The sequence below is a fragment of the Kitasatospora sp. NPDC001660 genome (assembly GCF_053596725.1).
Genome location: NZ_JBSFGU010000004.1, coordinates 107,390 through 126,231, shown reverse-complemented (window position 1 = coordinate 126,231; position 18,842 = coordinate 107,390). Strand labels below are relative to the sequence as shown.

18 protein-coding genes are annotated in these 18,842 nt (G+C 72.7%); all 18 read left to right on the top strand.

Translation table 11 applies throughout. The features are described from left to right. The first annotated feature begins 96 nt into the window (after positions 1 to 96). The 18 genes from ACWCXH_RS05900 to ACWCXH_RS05815 all read left to right on the top strand — a co-directional run bounded on the left by ACWCXH_RS05900 (position 97) and on the right by ACWCXH_RS05815 (position 18,711). Complete coding sequence (locus tag ACWCXH_RS05900) at positions 97 to 585, top strand: hypothetical protein (protein ID WP_449800087.1); 489 nt, start codon at positions 97 to 99, stop codon at positions 583 to 585. A 63-nt stretch (positions 586 to 648) separates the two neighbouring features. Continuing rightward, positions 649 to 1,020 carry a phosphoribosyl-AMP cyclohydrolase gene (gene hisI / locus ACWCXH_RS05895; protein WP_449800086.1) on the top strand — a complete coding sequence of 124 codons (372 nt, stop codon included), beginning with the start codon at positions 649 to 651 and terminating at the stop codon, positions 1,018 to 1,020. 32 nt (positions 1,021 to 1,052) lie between these two features. Then, complete coding sequence (locus tag ACWCXH_RS05890) at positions 1,053 to 2,576, top strand: anthranilate synthase component I (protein WP_449800085.1); 1,524 nt, start codon at positions 1,053 to 1,055, stop codon at positions 2,574 to 2,576. A 41-nt stretch (positions 2,577 to 2,617) separates the two neighbouring features. After that, the gene (locus ACWCXH_RS05885; RefSeq protein ID WP_449800084.1) at positions 2,618 to 3,103 is read left to right on the top strand and encodes a Uma2 family endonuclease; all 486 of its coding nucleotides are present in this window, start codon (positions 2,618 to 2,620) and stop codon (positions 3,101 to 3,103) included. A 26-nt stretch (positions 3,104 to 3,129) separates the two neighbouring features. Beyond that, a complete protein-coding gene (locus ACWCXH_RS05880; protein WP_449800083.1) occupies positions 3,130 to 3,735 on the top strand; it encodes a TIGR02234 family membrane protein in 606 nt (201 codons plus the stop codon). Positions 3,736 to 3,915: 180 nt separating this feature from the next. Beyond that, positions 3,916 to 4,179, top strand: a complete 264-nt coding sequence (locus ACWCXH_RS05875) for an HGxxPAAW family protein (protein WP_449800082.1) — start codon at positions 3,916 to 3,918, stop codon at positions 4,177 to 4,179. Between the two features lie 89 nt (positions 4,180 to 4,268). Further along, entirely contained in the window at positions 4,269 to 4,709 is a 441-nt protein-coding gene (locus tag ACWCXH_RS05870) for a DUF2752 domain-containing protein (RefSeq protein ID WP_449800081.1), read from the top strand. 287 nt (positions 4,710 to 4,996) lie between these two features. Next, positions 4,997 to 5,803, top strand: a complete 807-nt coding sequence (trpC, locus tag ACWCXH_RS05865; RefSeq protein ID WP_449800080.1) for an indole-3-glycerol phosphate synthase TrpC — start codon at positions 4,997 to 4,999, stop codon at positions 5,801 to 5,803. After that, positions 5,742 to 5,963 (top strand): tryptophan biosynthesis modulator TrpM, encoded by a 222-nt coding sequence (gene trpM, locus ACWCXH_RS05860; RefSeq protein ID WP_449800079.1) that lies wholly within the window; start codon positions 5,742 to 5,744, stop codon positions 5,961 to 5,963. The genes trpC and trpM overlap by 62 nt, the downstream gene beginning before the upstream one ends. A 49-nt stretch (positions 5,964 to 6,012) precedes the next feature. Next, positions 6,013 to 7,266 carry a tryptophan synthase subunit beta gene (gene trpB / locus ACWCXH_RS05855; RefSeq protein ID WP_449800078.1) on the top strand — a complete coding sequence of 418 codons (1,254 nt, stop codon included), beginning with the start codon at positions 6,013 to 6,015 and terminating at the stop codon, positions 7,264 to 7,266. A 1-nt stretch (position 7,267) separates the two neighbouring features. After that, positions 7,268 to 8,077 carry a tryptophan synthase subunit alpha gene (gene trpA, locus ACWCXH_RS05850; protein ID WP_449800077.1) on the top strand — a complete coding sequence of 270 codons (810 nt, stop codon included), beginning with the start codon at positions 7,268 to 7,270 and terminating at the stop codon, positions 8,075 to 8,077. A gap of 223 nt (positions 8,078 to 8,300) precedes the next feature. Beyond that, positions 8,301 to 8,546 (top strand): hypothetical protein, encoded by a 246-nt coding sequence (locus ACWCXH_RS05845; RefSeq protein WP_449800076.1) that lies wholly within the window; start codon positions 8,301 to 8,303, stop codon positions 8,544 to 8,546. Positions 8,547 to 8,685: 139 nt separating this feature from the next. After that, a complete protein-coding gene (locus ACWCXH_RS05840; protein ID WP_449800075.1) occupies positions 8,686 to 9,213 on the top strand; it encodes a MauE/DoxX family redox-associated membrane protein in 528 nt (175 codons plus the stop codon). Positions 9,214 to 9,274: 61 nt separating this feature from the next. Further along, the gene (locus ACWCXH_RS05835) at positions 9,275 to 10,138 is read left to right on the top strand and encodes a DsbA family protein (protein WP_449800074.1); all 864 of its coding nucleotides are present in this window, start codon (positions 9,275 to 9,277) and stop codon (positions 10,136 to 10,138) included. Between the two features lie 137 nt (positions 10,139 to 10,275). Beyond that, positions 10,276 to 11,325: a prolipoprotein diacylglyceryl transferase gene (gene lgt, locus ACWCXH_RS05830; RefSeq protein WP_449800073.1), complete on the top strand. Its 1,050-nt coding sequence runs from the start codon at positions 10,276 to 10,278 to the stop codon at positions 11,323 to 11,325. A 193-nt stretch (positions 11,326 to 11,518) separates the two neighbouring features. Further along, on the top strand, positions 11,519 to 12,211 hold the full coding sequence (locus ACWCXH_RS05825) for a VIT1/CCC1 transporter family protein (protein ID WP_449800303.1): 693 nt from the start codon (positions 11,519 to 11,521) through the stop codon (positions 12,209 to 12,211). Between the two features lie 418 nt (positions 12,212 to 12,629). Continuing rightward, entirely contained in the window at positions 12,630 to 17,258 is a 4,629-nt protein-coding gene (gene gltB / locus ACWCXH_RS05820) for a glutamate synthase large subunit (protein WP_449800302.1), read from the top strand. Next, a complete protein-coding gene (locus ACWCXH_RS05815; protein WP_449800072.1) occupies positions 17,251 to 18,711 on the top strand; it encodes a glutamate synthase subunit beta in 1,461 nt (486 codons plus the stop codon). Before gltB ends, ACWCXH_RS05815 begins: the two co-directional genes overlap by 8 nt. Positions 18,712 to 18,842 lie beyond the last annotated feature (131 nt).

Sequence of the window (18,842 nt, the reverse complement as noted above, 5' to 3'; positions counted from 1 at the left end):
TCCGGCAGGCGGTTGGCCGAACTCGTCCCGCGGCCCCGGCCCGTCAGGGGGGGCGGATAGGCTCCCGGCGGCACGACACGATCCCGGGAGTTGGGAATGCGCGTCGGAATCACCGGCCACCAGGGCCTGTCGGGCGGCATCACGGAGATGCTGGTCCGCGGGGACCTCTGGCACCTGGTCACCACCTTCGGCCCGTACGAGCTGGTCGGTGTCACCTGCGCCGACGAGGGGCCGGACAGCTGGTTCGCCCGGTCCGTCCTGGAGCACGGCGGCAAGCTGGAGATCATCGTCCCCGCGAGCGCGCCGGCCGTCGGCCGCGCCGACGACCGCCACCGGGCCACCCGGCTCGCGCTGATGAACGAGGCGAACGCCGTCCACCGGCTCGCCCCGGCCGAGCGCGGGGGCCTCGGTGACGACACCGGGCGCGCCCTGGTCGGCATGATCGACGAGCTGATCGCCGTCTGGGACGGAGAGGCGTGGGACGGCGGGCCCGGCAGCGAACCGGCCCGGGTCGCCGGCCTGGCACGCAAGGCCGGGCTGTTCGTCCACCGGATCTGGCCCGCCGGCTGCGAGCGGCCCCGCTGACCCGCCCCGGCCGCCATGCGGACGGCGCACCGGTGGGCCCGGCCGGGCTGACACAATGTCCCCATGTCCACCACACCCGCCGCCCCCGGCACCACCGCCCTGGACCCCGCGATCGCGGCCCGCCTCAAGCGCACCGAGGACGGCCTGCTGCCGGCCATCGCGCAGCAGTACGACACCGGCGAGGTGCTGATGCTCGGCTGGATGGACGACGAGGCGCTGCACCGCACGCTCACCACCGGCCGCTGCACCTACTGGAGCCGCAGCCGCCGCGAGTACTGGGTCAAGGGCGACACCTCCGGGCACGTCCAGGCGGTCAAGTCCGTGGCGCTCGACTGCGACGGCGACACCCTGCTGGTCAGGGTCGACCAGAGCGGCGCGGCCTGCCACACCGGCGACCGCACCTGCTTCGACGCCGACGTGCTCCCGCTCGCCTGACCCCGCCCCCGACCCAGAAGGTGCCGCCCGCCATGGATCTCGAAGCCTTCCGCAAGCTCGCCGTCGACACCCGGGTCATCCCGGTCACCCGCAGGCTCCTCGCGGACGGCCTCACCCCGATCGGCCTCTACCGCAGCCTGGCAGGTGAGCGGCCCGGCACCTTCCTGCTGGAGTCCGCCGAACAGGGCCGCAGCTGGTCGCGCTACTCCTTCGTCGGCGTCCGCAGTGCCGCCACCCTCACCGCCGGCCCCGACGGCACCGCCCGCTGGCTCGGCACCCCGCCGGTCGGCATCCCCACCACCGGCGACCCGCTGGAGGTGCTCCGCGCCGCGCTGGAGGCGCTGCACACCCCCCGGCACGCCGACGACGGCCTCCCGCCGCTCACCGGCGGCCTGGTCGGCTACCTCGGCTACGACGTCGTCCGCCGGCTGGAGAAGCTGCCCGACCTCAACCCGGACGACCTTCAGCTCCCCGAGCTGACCATGCTGCTCGCCACCGACCTCGCCGTGCTGGACCACGTCGACGGCACGGTGCTGCTGATCGCCAACGCCGTCAACCACAACGACCTCGCGAGCGGCGTCGACGAGGCCCACGCGGACGCGGTGGCCCGGCTCGACGCGATGGAGGCCGACCTCCTGAAGCCGGTCGACCCCGGGCTCGCCACCTTCACCCCGGCCGGCCCCGGCGACGTCCGCTCGCCCTTCGGCGGCGCGCCGTACCGGGCCGCGGTGGACGTGATCAAGGAGCGGATCCGGGCCGGCGAGGCCTTCCAGGTCGTGCCCTCGCAGCGCTTCGAGGCGCCCTGCCCGGCCTCCGCGCTGGACGTCTACCGCGTGCTGCGCACCACCAACCCGAGCCCGTACATGTACCTGTTCCGCTTCCCGGGCCCGGACGGCGGCGTGGAGGGCGGCTTCGACGTGGTCGGCTCCAGCCCGGAGGCGCTGGTCAAGGTCACCGACGGCGAGGCGATGCTGCACCCGATCGCCGGCACCCGGCACCGCGGCGCGTCCCCGCACGAGGACGCGGCGCTGGCCGCCGAGCTGCTCGCCGACCCCAAGGAGCGGGCCGAGCACCTGATGCTCGTCGACCTCGGCCGCAACGACCTCGGCCGGGTCTGCGAGCCGGGCAGTGTCGAGGTGGTCGACTTCATGCACATCGAGCGCTACAGCCACGTCATGCACATCGTCTCGACCGTCACCGGCAGGGTGGCGCCCGGGCGGACCGCCTTCGACGTGCTGACCGCGTGCTTCCCGGCCGGCACCCTCTCGGGCGCGCCCAAGCCCCGGGCGATGCGGATCATCGAGGAGCTGGAGCCCACCCGCCGCGGCCTGTACGGCGGCTGCGTCGGCTACCTGGACTTCGCCGGCGACTCCGACACCGCGATCGCGATCCGGACGGCGGTGCTGCGCGACGGCACCGCGTACGTGCAGGCCGGCGCGGGCGTGGTGGCCGACTCCGACCCGCACGGCGAGGACACCGAGTGCCGCAACAAGGCGGCCGCCGTGCTGCGGGCGATCGCCACCGCCAATACGCTGCGGACGCCGGAGCTTTCGTAGCTTTCGCAGGGTCCGTCGGATTGGGCAGGGAGGCGGCTTGGATGTCCGGGATGTCTGGGATGCCGCACGACGAGCGGCGGTGGGAGACCGTGCTCAGCGCCGCCGTGCAGATCATGGACCAACTGGCGGGCCACGGCCGGGTGTTGTCGCAGGTGCTGATCGACTTCCCGGCCGCGCCCGGCGGCCTCGCACCCGACCTCGCGGTGATCGCCCCGGGGGCCGGGCGGGGCGCCGACGGGCGCTACGGCGGGCCGGCCGTCGAGGCCGTGCTGGAGGTGGCGGCCCCGGGCGGCGGCCGCGGTGCGGCGGCGCGCGCGTACGCGGAGTCCGGGGTGCCGCTGTACGTGGTGATCGACCCGGCGGCCGGCGTCTGCACGGTGCACACCGCCCCGGCTCCGGGCGGGGTGTACCGGGAGGCCGAACGGGTGCCGTTCGGCAACGACCTCTTCCTCGCGCTGGGCGAGCGCACGCTCGTGCTGCAGACCGACGGCTTCCCGGCCGGGCCGCCCACCCCGGGTGAAGCCTGAGCCGTCGGGCGGGGGATAGTGGACCGGTGAGCGCTGACCAGAACCCCGTACCCGACACCGCCCCGGCCGCGCGGCCGAGCCGGCGGACGCTCGGCATGATGCTGCTGCTGACCGTGCTGAGCGCCGTCCTGGTGCTGACCGCGGTCGGCCGGGACTGGGCGCAGGGCCGGGCCGGCACCCTGGAGGTGTCCGTCACCGGCGGGAAGATCTCCGAACTGCCCGGCGGACTGGCCCTGGTGGGGCTGGCCGCGGCCATCGCGGTGTTCGCGGTGCGCGGCGCCGGGCGGCTCGCGGTGGGCGCGCTGACCCTGCTGGCCGGGCTCGGCGTGGCCGCCACGGCGGTGGCCGGCTCCGGCGACACCACCGCGCTGGACGCCGAGGCCGCCCGCAAGCTCGCCCTGGCCGGCTCGACGGCCACCGGGGTCGGCCACACCGCCTGGCCCTGGGTGGCGGTGGCCGGCGGGGCGCTGCTCGCGGTCGCCGGGCTGCTCACGCTCCGCTTCGGCCGCGGCTGGCCGGCCATGGGCAGCCGCTACGAGGCGCCCACCCGCAAGGCCCCCGCGAAGGGCGCCGACACCCCCGCCGACCTGTGGAAGGCCCTGGACCGCGGCGAGGACCCGACGGCGGTCTGAGGGCGGACCTGCGATGCGGCGACGGTCCGAGGGCCGGGCCACCGGGGCCGTCGCATGTGACGCGATAGACGGGCCACCCGCTTTGGGGCGCCGCTGTGTGGCCCGGCACAATGGGAACCGTCAAACCCGCCGGCGGCCCCGCAGGCCCGGCCGGGCCCCGAGAGCCAAGGAGCACCATCGATGGCAGCAGCAGCACACGGCCACACTCCCGCCGCCTGGACCGGCGTCGTCATCTCGTTCGTCGGCTTCGGCATCGCGGGCGTCGCGATGATCCTGCCGTCGCCGCTGCTGGTCGTGGCCGGTCTGGCGGTCGTCGTCGTCGGCGGCATCGTCGGCAAGGCCATGGCGATGGCCGGCATGGGCAAGCAGCCGAGCGCCAACGTCTACAAGTCCATCGAGGAGCAGACCGAGGCCCGCGCCGCGCGCGCCGTCGTCACCGCCTGACGGCCGGACCCCTCGCACAGCTGAACGGCGGGCGCGCCACGCCCGCCGTTTTCGCGTTCCCGGCGCCCGGGCCGGGCAGAATCGGGGGCGTGAACGCCGCTCCTACCGCCTCCGCCCCGCCGCCCGTGCTGCGGCGGCTGGGCCCCCCGCTGGCCGCGCTGGCCGCGGTGGCCGTGCCCACCGTGTACGTCTCCGTGGTGGACCCGAACGCACCCGGGCACTACCCGAACTGCCCGTTCCTGGCCGCGACCGGCTGGTGGTGCCCCGGCTGCGGGGGCCTGCGCTGCGTCCACGCGCTCGCCCACGGGGACTTCACCGCCGCGCTGCACGACAACGCCGTCGCGGTGCTGCTGTTCGCCGTCCTGGCGGTGATGTGGCTGCGCTGGGGCTGGGCCGCGCTGACCGGCGGCCCGATGCCGCGGGTGTCGGTCGGGGCGCGCCGCTGGGCGCTGATCGGGCTGCTGGTGCTGGTGTTCACCGTGGTGCGCAATCTGCCGGTCGGGGCGGGGCTGGCGCCGCCGCTGGTCTGATCCGGCCGCCGCCGGGCCGCCGCCCGGACGCGGGTGGAGAACCGGTGAAGTCGCAGTTGAGAGCCGCCGCAGGGGCGTCCGGTCCGCGAGACGCGCGCCGGGCTGATGCGGTTCGCTCCCCCGGGTGCCGATACCATCGAAGAGCCGGCGGGCTTTCGCCCGGACGGCTCCTCGCTAGCGAACTAGCAGAAATGATGGGGGCACTGCGCCGTGAGTGAGCGGAGCGAACGAACCATTGACAGGTGCGTGTTGCGCGAAGCGCCTGCCGAGCGTAGCGAGGTGGGCGCATGAGCGTGCTCGACACGATCATCGAAGGGGTCCGTGAGGACCTCGTCGAGCGGCAGGCCCGGGTCTCCCTGGACGAGCTCAAGGAGCTCGCCGCCAGGGCCCCTGAGGCCAAGGACGGCGTCGCCGCCCTCAGGGGCGACGGGGTCCGGGTGATCTGCGAGGTGAAGCGCTCCAGCCCGTCCAAGGGCGCCCTGGCCGCGATCGCCGATCCGGCCGCCCTGGCGCGCGACTACGCGGCCGGCGGCGCCGCCGCGATCAGCGTGCTGACCGAGCAGCGCCGCTTCGGCGGGTCGCTGGCCGACCTCGACGCCGTCCGCGCCGCGGTGGACACCCCGCTGCTGCGCAAGGACTTCATCGTCACCGCCTACCAGCTGTGGGAGGCCCGCGCGCACGGCGCCGACCTCGCGCTGCTGATCGTCGCCGCCCTCGACCAGCCGGCCCTGGTGTCGCTGATCGAGCGCGCCGAGTCGATCGGCCTCACGCCGCTGGTGGAGGTGCACGACGAGGAGGAGATCAAGCGCGCGGTGGACGCCGGGGCGCGGATCATCGGCGTCAACGCCCGCAACCTCAAGACCCTTGAGGTGGACCGCAACACCTTCGGCAACGTCGTCCACGCGATCCCGGACGGCATCGTCAAGGTCGCCGAGTCCGGCGTGCGCGGCCCGCTGGACGTGATCTCCTACGCCAACCTCGGCGCGGACGCGGTGCTGGTCGGCGAGTCCCTGGTGACCGGCAAGGACCCGCGTGCCGCGGTCGCCGACCTGGTCGCCGCCGGGGCCCACCCGGCCGTACGGCACAAGGACTGACGCGGTCCAGATGAAGATCGCCACCCGTCTCGCCCCCGGCTGCCGCCCGCGCGGCTGCCGCGCGCCCGCGCGCCGGGTGCTGGGGCGGCGGGTGCGGTACGTCATCGGCTGCGAGCCCGGGCAGGTGCAGGGCCGGCGATGGCGCAGGACGCTCGGCTGATCACCGGCCACGAGACGTCACTGTCGTCATCTCCCCAAGGGAATCCACCATGTCCGAGAAGGACTACCCGCCCGGCACCCAAGTGCCGGACGCCCGCGGCTACTTCGGCGCGTACGGCGGCCGCTTCATCCCGGAGGCGCTGGTCGCCGCCGTCGAGCAGGTCGCGGAGGAGTACGAGAAGGCCAAGGCCGACCCGGCCTTCACCGCCGAGCTCGACGCCCTGCTCAAGGACTACACGGGCCGCCCGAGCCCGCTGACCGACGTGCACCGCTTCTCCGCCGAGGCGGGCGGCGCGCGCATCCTGCTCAAGCGCGAGGACCTGAACCACACCGGCTCGCACAAGATCAACAACGTGCTGGGCCAGGCCCTGCTCACCAGGCGGATGGGCAAGACCCGGATCATCGCCGAGACCGGCGCCGGCCAGCACGGCGTGGCCACCGCCACCGCGTGCGCGCTGTTCGGCTTCGACTGCACGATCTACATGGGCGAGGTCGACACCCAGCGCCAGGCGCTGAACGTCGCCCGGATGCGGATGCTCGGCGCCGAGGTGGTGGCCGTCAAGTCCGGCAGCCGCACCCTCAAGGACGCCATCAACGAGGCGTTCCGCGACTGGGTCGCCAACGTCGACTCCACCCACTACCTGTTCGGCACGGTGGCCGGTCCGCACCCGTTCCCGATGATGGTCCGCGACTTCCACCGGGTCATCGGCGTCGAGGCCCGCCGACAGGTGCTCGACCGGACCGGACGGCTGCCCGACGCCGTCGTCGCCTGCGTCGGCGGCGGCTCCAACGCGATGGGCATCTTCCACGAGTTCATCCCGGACGCCGGTGTCCGCCTGATCGGCTGCGAGGCGGCCGGCGAGGGCGCCGACACCCCCAGGCACGCGGCGACCCTCACCAAGGGCGACCCCGGCGTGCTGCACGGCTCGCGCACCTACGTCCTGCAGGACGAGGACGGCCAGACCATCGAGTCGCACTCCATCTCGGCCGGCCTCGACTACCCGGGCGTCGGCCCGGAGCACGCGTGGCTCAAGGACACCGGACGGGCCGAGTACCGCCCGGTCACCGACGACGCCGCGATGCAGGCGCTGCGCCTGCTCTCCCGCACCGAGGGCATCATCCCGGCCATCGAGAGCGCCCACGCGCTGGCCGGCGCCCTGGAGCTCGGCCGCGAACTCGGGCCCGAGGCCACCATCCTGGTCTCGCTCTCCGGGCGCGGCGACAAGGACATGCACACCGCGGCCCAGTACTTCGGCCTGTACGACGAGCCGGCCGGCGGCGACGCGACCCACGGGGGTAAGTGACATGGCGAGCAAGCTCAGCGGCATCCTGGCGGCGGCCAAGGCGGAGGACCGGGCCGCGCTGATCGGCTACCTGCCGGCCGGCTTCCCGACCGTCGACGGCGGCATCCGGGCGATCAACGCGCTGATCGAGGGCGGCTGCGACGTCGTCGAGGTCGGCCTGCCGCACTCCGACCCGGTGCTGGACGGCGCCGTCATCCAGACCGCCGACGACATCGCCCTGCGCGGCGGCGTGCGGATCAAGGACGTGCTGCGGACCGTCCAGGAGGTCGCCACCGCGCACCCCGGTGCGGCGGTGCTGGTGATGACGTACTGGAACCCGGTCGACCGCTACGGCGTGGCGCGCTTCGCCGCCGACCTGGCGGCCGCGGGCGGGGCCGGCTGCATCCTGCCGGACCTGCCGGTGGAGGAGTCGGGGGAGTGGCGCAAGGCGGCGGACGAGCACGGCCTGGACACCGTGTTCGTGGTCGCCCCCAGCAGCAAGGACCAGCGGCTGGCCGAGGTCACCGCGGCCGGCAGCGGGTTCGTGTACGCCGCCGCGGTGATGGGCGTGACGGGCACCCGCAGCGCGGTCGGCTCGCTCGCCGAGGACCTGGTCGCCCGCACCCGGGCCACCACCGACCTGCCGGTCTGCGTCGGGCTCGGCGTCTCCGACGCCGCCCAGGCAGCCGAGGTGGCGGGCTTCGCGGACGGCGTGATCGTCGGGTCCGCGTTCGTGAAGCGCATCCTGGCGGCCGACGGGGACGAGCCGGCCGCGCTCGCCGCCGTCCGCGCCCTGGCCGGCGAGCTGGCGCAGGGCGTGCGCCGACGCTGACGCACCGGCACAACGGGACGGCCGAGGGCCCGTCGCTCCAGGGGGAGCGACGGGCCCTCGGCCTTTCGGGGGAGGGTGACGCGTCGCCGGGCATCGGCCGGGACCCCGAACGGGTGAACCGTGGCGGTGACACGCATCAGCCAGGGTTGACCGACGTTGAGTGGAGGGACGAGTGCACGGACAACGTGTGCGGGGGTCGGCGAGCGAGCGAAGGGGTGAGCCGGTGAGAGGTTTCCACCGAGCCGTCCTGCTGCGGGCGGCGGCGGCCGCCCTGGCCCTCGGCGCCGCCGTCGGGGCGCACTCCGAGGTCGGGCACGCGCTGGCCAGGGCGGCCGCCGAGCGGGCCGAGCGGGACGCGTCCGTGTGTGCCGAGGCGGCCCGCTGGGAGGCCGCCGCGCGGGACTCGCACCGGCACCACGAGGGCCGCACCGACCTCTTCGACCTGGGGCGCCCGTTGATCTGCCGGTAGCGCACGGAAGTTCGGGCCGAATCGGACAGACCGCCATCAGACGTCACTCATAAGGCTTAATTCCTGAATGCGGAGGAACCGGGCTCAGCCTCTTACGGTTCATCAGGAAGTGAACGAGTTTCCCGAGGGGGGTTCCCTGATGGCCGGCGCGGCAGTGCAGCCCGGCGGATCCGTGTCCGCGGTCTCCGCGCCGCCGGCGCGCCGACCCGTGCCGGTGTGGACGCAGTGGCTCGGCGCCGCCGTCCGGCTCGGGCTCGCGGTGGTGTGGGGCTGGGCCGGACTGGCCAAGATCGCCGACCCGGCGGAGGCCGCCCAGGCCGTCCGCGCCTACGAGATCCTGCCGGAGGGGCTGGTCAAGCCGATCGGCTACGGGCTGCCCTTCCTGGAGCTGGCGCTCGCCCTGCTGTTGGTGGTCGGCCTGGGCGTCCGGCTGGTCGCCGGCGTCTGCGCGCTGCTGCTGCTCACCTTCATCGCCGGGATCGGCTCGGCCTGGGCGCGCGGCATCTCGATCGACTGCGGCTGCTTCGGCGGCGGTGGGCACGTGGACGCCTCGCAGACCGAGTACCTGCAGGAGATCCTGCGCGACACCGGGTTCCTGCTGCTGGCCGGGTGGCTGCTGTGGCGGCCCCGCACCAAGTTCTCGGTGGACGGCTGGCTGGCGAGCTGACCGGCAGGCCCCACCGCATCCCAATCCCCCGACCGAGGTCCTCCCGATGGATGTCAAGGCAATGAGCGACAAGAACCGAGAAGGCAAGCGCACCGCCCGCGAGCGGATGCTGGCGCAGCGGGCGGCTGACGAGGCCGCCGGACGGCGCAGGAAGAAGCTCATCGCGGGCGGTGCGGTGCTCGCGGTGATCGCCGCCGCGGTCGTCGTCGGCGTGATGGTGCAGAACCAGCGCTCCAAGCCGGAGACGCCGACCGCCGCCCCGGCCGGGACGATCGGCGACAAGAACCTCGTCATCCCGGTCGGCTCCGCGGGCGCCCCGTCCGTCCTGACCGTCTACGAGGACCCGCGCTGTCCCGCCTGCGGCATCTTCGAGCGCGAGTTCTCCTCGACCATCGACCAGCTCGAGGACCAGGGCAAGATCTACACCAACGCCCACGTCGTCTCGTTCATCGACCGCGCGGTGCCCGGCAAGGGCTCCAAGAACGGCGCCGGCGCCCTGGCCTGCGCCCAGGACGCCGGGCACTTCCGGGACTTCCACGACGTCCTCTACCGCAACCAGCCGGACGAGACCAACGACGCCTTCGGCAACAAGGCCGTCCTGATCAACCTGGCCAAGCAGGTCAGCGGCCTGGACACGCCCGCCTTCGAGTCCTGCGTCAAGGACAACAAGTACGGCGGATGGGTGTCCGCGGTGCAGCAGGACTTCGACAAGTCCAGCTACAAGTCCACCCCGACCGTGCTCCTCAACGGCCAGCCGATCTACCCGAAGAACGGCAACGAGGAGATCACCCCGGCGAACCTGGCGAAGTGGGTGGACGCCGCCAACCAGGGCAAGCAGCTGGGCACCCCGGGCTCCAACGGGCAGACGCCGGCGCCCAGCGCCACCGCCTCGGAGAGCAACAACCCCTCGCCGAACGCCGACTGAGCCGTGCAGGCCGCCCGGTGCCGCCGCCTCCGTCCCGTCCGGAGGGGGTGGTACCCGGATTTCCTGCCCGTTGTTCGGTTTCTGTGACCCCAGGGTTGTCCGGCGCGGGCCGCCGACCCTGTAGCGTCGGAGCTGTCATGGATATCGCCTACATTCCCAGCCCGTCGCGGGGCGTCCTGTATCTCGGACCGGTCCCGCTGCGCGCCTATGCCTTCTGCATCATCCTCGGTGTCGTCGTAGCCGTCTGGCTCGGCAGCAAGCGCTGGGTCGCCCGGGGCGGTGCCAAGCACACGGTCGGTGACATCGCCGTGTGGGCCGTGCCGTTCGGCCTGGTCGGCGGCCGGCTGTACCACGTGATCACCGATCACCAGCTGTACTTCGGCGACGGCAAGAACCCGTGGAACGCCTTCAAGATCTGGGAGGGCGGCCTCGGCATCTGGGGCGCGGTCGCGCTCGGCGCGGTCGGGGCCTGGATCGGCTGCCGCCGCCGGGGCGTGCCGCTGCCCGCCTACGCCGACGCCATCGCGCCGGGCATCGCGCTCGCGCAGGCGATGGGGCGCTGGGGCAACTGGTTCAACCAGGAGCTGTACGGCCGGCCGACCACGCTGCCGTGGGGCCTGGAGATCCACAAGACGCTGCCGAACGGCGAGGTCGTGTCGGGCGTCTACCACCCGACCTTCCTCTACGAGTCGATCTGGGACGTCGCGGTCGCGCTGCTGGTGATCTGGGCGGACCGGCGCTGGAAGCTGGGGCACGGCAGGGCGTTCGCGCTGTACGTGGCCGCTTACACGGTGGGCCGGTTCTGGACCGAGTGGCTGCGGATCGACGAGGCGCACGTCTACTTCGGCCTGCGGCTGAACGACTGGACGTCGATCGTGGTGTTCCTCGGCGCCGTGGCGTACTTCGTGATCGTCGGCAAGAAGCGGCCCGGCCGGGAGGACCCGGCGAGCGTCGACCCGGCCGCGCACGAGGCGCAGGACGGGGCCGAGGGCAAGGCCGCCGAGGGCAGGGCTTCGGAGCGCAAGGCCGGGGCCGAGGCGAGCGCGAGGAAGGCCGCCCCGTCCGAGAAGGTCGCCGGGGCCGGTGAGACCGCCGAGCTGTCCCGGTCAGTGGACAAAAAGGCGGACGCCGAATCAGCCGTCGCGACCGTCGAGAAGGCCGGCGAGGACACCGAGAACCCGATCTGACCTGGGGAGTTCCTCCCCGTGAGGCCACCCTTCGCAGGACGTGCGAAGGGTGGCCTCAGTGCTGTTCGGACAGCCTTACTTTGCTGGAAATGCCCAGCTCGACCCGGCTACGTTCGAGGCAGACGAACGAAGACGGAGGGGCAGAACCGTGAGCGCGACCACCCTTGAGCCCGAGGCCGGGCAGCACCCCCGCATACCTGCGGCGGACCACCACCGGGACGTCAACGGCGGCTGGCTGCGGCCCGCGGTGTTCGGTGCGGTCGACGGCCTGGTCTCCAACTTCGCGCTGATGACCGGTGTGGTCGGCGGCGCGGCGTCCAACGGCACGGTGATCCTCACCGGGCTCGCCGGGCTGGCGGCCGGCGCCTGCTCGATGGCGGCGGGGGAGTACACCTCGGTGGCCTCGCAGCGCGAGCTCGTGCAGGCCGAGATCGAGGCCGAGCGGCTGGAGCTGAGCCGCAACCCGCACGGCGAACTGGCCGAGCTGGCCCAGCTGTACGTGTCGCGCGGGGTGGACCCGGACCTGGCCCACGAGGTGGCCCGGCAGCTGTCCGCCGACCCGGACCAGACGCTGGAGATCCACGCGCGGGAGGAACTGGGCATCGACCCCAACGACCTGCCCTCGCCGCTGGTCGCCGCCGCGTCCTCCTTCGTCTGCTTCGCGCTCGGCGCGCTGCTGCCGCTGCTTCCGTACCTGCTGGGCGCGACGACGCTGCTGCCCGCCCTGGTGCTCGCTGCGGCCGGGCTCTTCGCCTGCGGTGCCGTGGTGGCCCGCGTGACGGCGCGCAACTGGTGGTTCAGCGGGCTGCGGCAGCTGGTGCTGGGCGGTGCGGCGGCGGGTGTGACGTACCTGCTGGGCTGGCTCATCGGCGGGCATGTGGGATGACACGGCCCCCTGCATGACTATGCCGGTGAATGCGTGACGTTCCGCACATGGCCGTCGCGCATTGCCTGGCCTAGTCTCGCCATCCGAGCCCTGGAGTCGCAGATTCGCATCCGCGGCGCGGCCCCGGGAAAGGATTCGCAGGCGCCCTTGATCGCCTCGTGTGGCGGTCCGGTTTCGCCACTGTTTCGGGCGGCCGACCGCCGGGCACAATCGTCGGGACGTGCACTGTGGCACGTCCCTTCATTCACCCCCCGACCTGCGGATCCGTCCACCATGCGGACGAGATATTCCGCTTCCCGGGATCTTGGGCATCATGTAACTTGCACGAAACCGCTCCATCGCATCAGGGCCAACGTCGTCCCTACTTGCACCAACTTGCCGAAAGACGACGACGGGAGAGCCGATGCTGCCTGCATCCATGCACTCCGCCAACGAGCCCCAGGCCGGCGCCGCCCGCCCGCCGTACGCGCTCGTTCCGGATGCGCGACCTGCTGCTCAGGGCCTGTACGACCCGCGGAACGAGCACGACGCCTGCGGCGTCGGTTTCGTCGCCACGCTGACCGGCATCGCCGACCACACCATCGTCGAGCAGGCGCTGACCGTCCTGCGCAACCTGGAGCACCGCGGCGCCACCGGCGCCGAGCCCGACTCCGGTGACGGCGCCGGCATCCTCACCCAGATCCCGGACGCCTTCCTGCGCGGCAAGGTCTCCTTCGAGCTCCCGGCCGCCGGCTCCTACGCCGTCGGCATCGCCTTCCTGCCGGACGAGGACGCGGCCGACGCCGCCGCCGTCGCGCAGATCGAGGCCATCGCCGCCGAGGAGGACCTGACCGTCCTCGGCTGGCGCGACGTGCCCGTCACCCCCGACCTCCTCGGCGCCACCGCGCGCAGCGTGATGCCCCGCTTCCGCCAGGTCTTCCTCGCGTCAGCGCCCGTCGGACAGAACCTGGGCCGCGACGGCCTCACCGGCATCGAGCTCGACCGGATCGCCTTCGTCGTCCGCAAGCGCGCCGAGCGCGAGGCCGGCGTCTACTTCCCGTCGCTGTCCGCCCGCACCATCGTCTACAAGGGCATGCTGACCACCGGCCAGCTGGAGCCCTTCTTCCCCGACCTGTCGGACCGCACCTACGCGTCCGCCATCGGCCTGGTGCACTCGCGGTTCTCCACCAACACCTTCCCGAGCTGGCCGCTCGCCCACCCGTACCGCTTCGTCGCGCACAACGGCGAGATCAACACGGTCAAGGGCAACCGCAACTGGATGCGCGCCCGCGAGTCGCAGCTCACCACCGACCTCATCCCGGCCAACAAGAACGGGCAGGGTCTGGAGCGGATCTTCCCGATCTGCACCCCGGACCACTCCGACTCGGCCTCCTTCGACGAGGTCCTGGAGCTGCTCCACCTCGGCGGCCGGTCGCTGCCGCACTCGGTGCTGATGATGGTCCCGGAGGCGTGGGAGAACCACGCCACCATGGACCCGGCCCGCCGTGCGTTCTACCAGTACCACTCCAACCTGATGGAGCCCTGGGACGGCCCGGCCTGCGTCACCTTCACCGACGGCACCCGGATCGGCGCCGTGCTCGACCGCAACGGCCTGCGCCCGGCCCGCTACTGGGTCACCGAGGACGGCCTGGTCGTGCTCTCCTCCGAGGTCGGCGTCCTCGACCTCGACCAGCAGAAGGTCGTCCAGAAGGGCCGTCTGCAGCCCGGCAAGATGTTCCTGGTCTGCCTCAACGAGAACCGGATCGTCCCGGACGAGGAGATCAAGGCGGGCCTCGCCGCCGAGCACCCGTACGAGGAGTGGGTCACCGCCGGCCAGATCCAGCTCGCCAAGCTCCCCGAGCGCGAGCACATCGCGCACACCCACGCCTCCGTCACCCGCCGCCAGCAGACCTTCGGCTACACCGAGGAGGAGCTGCGGGTCATCCTCGCGCCGATGGCCAAGACCGGCGCCGAGGCGCTCGGCTCGATGGGCACCGACTCGCCGATCGCCGCGCTCAGCGAGAAGCCGCGCCTGCTGTTCGACTACTTCGTGCAGCTCTTCGCGCAGGTCACCAACCCGCCGCTGGACGCCATCCGCGAGGAGCTCGTCACCTCGCTGCTCAGCAACCTCGGCCCCGAGGGCAACCTGCTGGCCGCCGATGCCGCCGCCTGCCGCTCGGTCGGCATCACCTTCCCGGTGATCGACAACGACGAGCTGGCCAAGCTCGTCCACATCAACGCCGACGGCGACCAGCCCGGCCTCAAGGCCGTCACGCTGTCCGGCCTCTACAAGGTCGCCACCGGCGGCGAGGGCCTGGCCGCCCGCCTCGCCGAGATCGCCGCCGAGGCCGACGCCGCGATCGCCGACGGCGCCCGGATCATCGTGCTCTCCGACCGCCACTCGGACGCCGAGCACGCCCCGATCCCCTCGCTGCTGCTCACCTCCGCGATCCACCACCACCTCATCCGCACCAAGCAGCGCACCCAGGTGTCCCTGCTGGTCGAGGCCGGCGACGTCCGCGAGGTGCACCACGTCGCACTGCTGGTCGGCTACGGCGCCGGCGCGGTCAACCCGTACCTGGCCATGGAGTCCGTCGAGGACCTCGTCGCCCAGGGCGTCTTCATCCAGGGCGTCGAGCCCGAGAAGGCCATCAAGAACCTGATCAAGGCGCTCGGCAAGGGCGTGCTCAAGGTCATGTCCAAGATGGGCATCTCGACCGTCGCCTCCTACCGCGGCGCCCAGGTCTTCGAGGCCATCGGCCTCTCGCACGAGCTGGTCGACGGCTACTTCGCCGGCACCACCACCAAGCTCGGCGGCATCGGCCTGGACGAGATCGCCAAGGAGACCGCCGCCCGGCACGCCAAGGCCTACCCGGCCTCCGGCATCCCCGCCGCGCACCGCGCGCTGGAGATCGGCGGCGAGTACCAGTGGCGCCGCGAGGGCGAGCCGCACCTGTTCGACCCGGACACCGTCTTCCGGCTCCAGCACTCCACCCGCAACCGCCGGTACGACATCTTCAAGCAGTACACGGACCGGGTGAACGAGCAGTCCGAGCGCCTCATGACGCTGCGCGGCCTGTTCCAGCTCGACGCGCTCGGCCGCGAGGCGATCCCGGTCGAGGAGGTCGAGCCGGTCTCCGAGATCGTCAAGCGCTTCTCCACCGGCGCCATGTCCTACGGCTCGATCTCCCGCGAGGCGCACGAGACCCTCGCCATCGCGATGAACCGCCTCGGCGGCAAGTCCAACACCGGTGAGGGCGGCGAGGACCCGGACCGCCTGTACGACCCCGAGCGCCGCTCGGCGATCAAGCAGGTCGCCTCCGGCCGCTTCGGCGTCACCTCCGAGTACCTGGTCAACGCCGACGACATCCAGATCAAGATGGCCCAGGGCGCCAAGCCCGGCGAGGGCGGCCAGCTGCCCGGCCACAAGGTCTACCCGTGGGTCGCCAGCACCCGGCACTCCACCCCGGGCGTCGGCCTGATCTCGCCGCCGCCGCACCACGACATCTACTCCATCGAGGACCTGGCCCAGCTGATCCACGACCTCAAGAACGCCAACCCGGCGGCCCGCATCCACGTGAAGCTGGTGTCCGAGGTCGGCGTGGGTACGGTCGCGGCGGGTGTCTCCAAGGCGCACGCGGACGTCGTCCTGGTCTCCGGGCACGACGGCGGCACCGGCGCCTCGCCGCTCACCTCGCTCAAACACGCCGGCGGCCCCTGGGAGCTCGGCCTCGCCGAGACCCAGCAGACCCTGCTGCTCAACGGGCTGCGCGAGCGCATCGTCGTCCAGACCGACGGCCAGCTGAAGACCGGCCGCGACGTCGTCATCGCCGCGCTGCTCGGCGCCGAGGAGTTCGGCTTCGCGACCGCCCCGCTGGTCGTCTCCGGCTGCATCATGATGCGCGTCTGCCACCTGGACACCTGCCCGGTCGGCGTCGCCACGCAGAACCCGGTGCTGCGCGACCGGTTCTCCGGCAAGCCCGAATTCGTCGTCAACTTCTTCGAGTTCATCGCCGAGGAGGTCCGGGAGATCCTGGCCTCGCTGGGCTTCCGCTCGATCGAGGAGGCCGTCGGCCACGCCGAGCACATCAACGCCCAGGCCGCGGTCGACCACTGGAAGGCCGCCGGGCTCGACCTGGCCCCGCTCTTCCACGTGCCGTCGCTGCCGGAAGGCGCCGCCCGGCACTGCACGACGACCCAGGACCACGCGCTCGACAAGGCGCTGGACAACCAGCTGATCGAGCTGGCCGAGGACGCCCTGGAGCGCGGCGACGCCGTCCGCATCCAGCTGCCGATCCGCAACGTCAACCGCACGGTCGGCACCATGCTCGGCCACGAGGTGACCAAGCGCTACCGCGGCGAGGGCCTGCCCGAGGGCACCATCGACGTCACCTTCACCGGCTCCGCCGGGCAGTCGTTCGGCGCCTTCGTCCCCCGCGGCGTGACCCTGCGCCTGGAGGGCGACGCCAACGACTACGTCGGCAAGGGCCTCTCCGGCGGTGTCGTCGTCGTCCGCCCGGCCCGCGAGGCCGCGGCCATCGGCAACGACGCGCAGAACCACGTCATCGCCGGCAACACCATCGGCTACGGCGCCACCTCGGGCCGGATCCACCTGCGCGGCAAGGCCGGTGAGCGCTTCGCCGTCCGCAACTCCGGCGCCACCCTCGTCGTCGAGGGCGTGGGCGACCACGGCCTGGAGTACATGACCGGCGGGCGGGTCGTCATCCTCGGCGAGACCGGGCGCAACCTCGCGGCCGGCATGTCCGGCGGCATCGCCTACGTCCTCGACCTGCGCCCCGCGAACGTCAACGACGGCATGGTGGGCATCGAGGCCCCCACCGCCGACGACCGCGAGTGGCTGCGCGAGACCGTGCAGCAGCACTACGAGGAGACCGGCTCCACCGTCGCCGCCGAACTCCTGGCCGACTGGGGCAGCGGGGTCTCCCGCTTCTCCAAGATCATGCCGACCGACTACAAGGCAGTGCTCGCCGCCAAGGACGCCGCTGAGCGCGATGGCCTCTCCGAGGCCGAGACCACTCGCAAGATGATGGAGGCGGCACATGGCTGACCCCAAGGGCTTCCTGACCACGCCCAAGCAGCTGGCCGAGCGCCGTCCCGTGGACGTCCGTCTGCGGGACTGGAACGAGGTCTACGTCGAGCGCAGCCTCCTGCCGATCATCACCAAGCAGGCCGGCCGCTGCATGGACTGCGGCATCCCGTTCTGCCACAACGGCTGCCCGCTCGGGAACCTCATCCCCGAGTGGAACGACCTCGCCTACCGGGACGACTTCGTCGGCGCGATCGAGCGGCTGCACGCGACCAACAACTTCCCGGAGTTCACGGGCCGCCTGTGCCCGGCTCCGTGCGAGTCCGCGTGCGTCCTCGGCATCAACCAGGACGCGGTGACCATCAAGAACGTCGAGGTCACCATCATCGACAAGGCCTGGGACCGCGGCGGCGTCACCCCGCAGGTCCCCGAGCGGCTCTCCGGCAAGACGGTCGCCGTCGTGGGCTCCGGCCCGGCCGGCCTCGCCGCCGCCCAGCAGCTCACCCGGGCCGGGCACACCGTGGTGGTGTACGAGCGCGCCGACCGCGTCGGCGGCCTGCTGCGCTACGGCATCCCCGAGTTCAAGATGGAGAAGCGGCACATCAACCGCCGCATCGAGCAGATGCGGGCGGAGGGCACCCGGTTCCGCACCGGCGTGCACGTCGGCGAGGACATCACCGGGCAGCAGCTGCGCGAGCGCTTCGACGCGGTCGTCGTCGCGGCCGGCGCCACGACGGCACGCGACCTGCCGGTGCCCGGGCGCGAGCTCAAGGGCGTGTACCAGGCCATGGAGTACCTGCCGCTGGCCAACAAGGTGCAGGAGGGCGACTTCGTCGAGTCCCCGGTCAGTGCCAGGGGCAAGCACGTCGTCGTCATCGGCGGCGGCGACACCGGCGCCGACTGCGTCGGCACCGCGCACCGGCAGGGGGCGGCGTCCGTCACCCAGCTGGAGATCATGCCGCGGCCCGGCGAGGAGCGGCCCGGGCACCAGCCGTGGCCGACCATGCCGATGACGTACAAGGTCACCTCCGCGCACGAGGAGGGCGGCGAGCGGATCTACTCCGTCAGCACCACCCACTTCAGCGGCGATGAGGACGGCAACGTGCAGGAGCTGCACCTCGTCGAGGTGGAGTTCAAGGACGGCAGGTTCGAGCAGGTGCCCGGCACCGAGCGGGTCATCCCGGCGCAGCTGGTCACCCTGGCCATGGGCTTCACCGGGACGGACGTGAGGAACGGGCTGGTCGAGCAGCTGGGAGTGGACCTCGACGCGCGCGGTAACATTGCCCGCGACGGCCGGTTCGCCACCAATGTCGGTGGCGTGTACGTCTGCGGAGACGCCGGCCGTGGCCAGTCCCTGATCGTCTGGGCCATCGCGGAGGGCCGTTCGGCCGCCGCGGCGGTGGACAGGTACCTCGGTGGCAAGACCCCGCTTCCCGCCCCGATCCGCCCCACCGACCGCCCGCTCGTGGTCTGACGGTCCGACCGGCCCCTGAACGCCCGGCGCCGCATCGCCGGGAGCTCAACCCGCTGCCCCCGCCAGCGTCGTCGGGCCAATGCGGTCTCCTGGCGCCCGCCCCCTTCCCCGACCAGTTGGGGGGCGGGCGC

What these genes read in the sequence shown, in the direction of transcription:
- ACWCXH_RS05900 (WP_449800087.1), top strand. Translation starts at nt 97, where the DNA reads ATGCGCGTCGGAATCACCGGCCACCAGGGCCTGTCGGGCGGCATCACG.
- hisI (WP_449800086.1), top strand. Translation starts at nt 649, where the DNA reads ATGTCCACCACACCCGCCGCCCCCGGCACCACCGCCCTGGACCCCGCG.
- ACWCXH_RS05890 (WP_449800085.1), top strand. Translation starts at nt 1,053, where the DNA reads ATGGATCTCGAAGCCTTCCGCAAGCTCGCCGTCGACACCCGGGTCATC.
- ACWCXH_RS05885 (WP_449800084.1), top strand. Translation starts at nt 2,618, where the DNA reads ATGTCCGGGATGTCTGGGATGCCGCACGACGAGCGGCGGTGGGAGACC.
- ACWCXH_RS05875 (WP_449800082.1), top strand. Translation starts at nt 3,916, where the DNA reads ATGGCAGCAGCAGCACACGGCCACACTCCCGCCGCCTGGACCGGCGTC.
- trpC (WP_449800080.1), top strand. Translation starts at nt 4,997, where the DNA reads ATGAGCGTGCTCGACACGATCATCGAAGGGGTCCGTGAGGACCTCGTC.
- trpB (WP_449800078.1), top strand. Translation starts at nt 6,013, where the DNA reads ATGTCCGAGAAGGACTACCCGCCCGGCACCCAAGTGCCGGACGCCCGC.
- trpA (WP_449800077.1), top strand. Translation starts at nt 7,268, where the DNA reads ATGGCGAGCAAGCTCAGCGGCATCCTGGCGGCGGCCAAGGCGGAGGAC.
- ACWCXH_RS05840 (WP_449800075.1), top strand. Translation starts at nt 8,686, where the DNA reads ATGGCCGGCGCGGCAGTGCAGCCCGGCGGATCCGTGTCCGCGGTCTCC.
- ACWCXH_RS05835 (WP_449800074.1), top strand. Translation starts at nt 9,275, where the DNA reads ATGAGCGACAAGAACCGAGAAGGCAAGCGCACCGCCCGCGAGCGGATG.
- lgt (WP_449800073.1), top strand. Translation starts at nt 10,276, where the DNA reads ATGGATATCGCCTACATTCCCAGCCCGTCGCGGGGCGTCCTGTATCTC.
- gltB (WP_449800302.1), top strand. Translation starts at nt 12,630, where the DNA reads ATGCACTCCGCCAACGAGCCCCAGGCCGGCGCCGCCCGCCCGCCGTAC.
- ACWCXH_RS05815 (WP_449800072.1), top strand. Translation starts at nt 17,251, where the DNA reads ATGGCTGACCCCAAGGGCTTCCTGACCACGCCCAAGCAGCTGGCCGAG.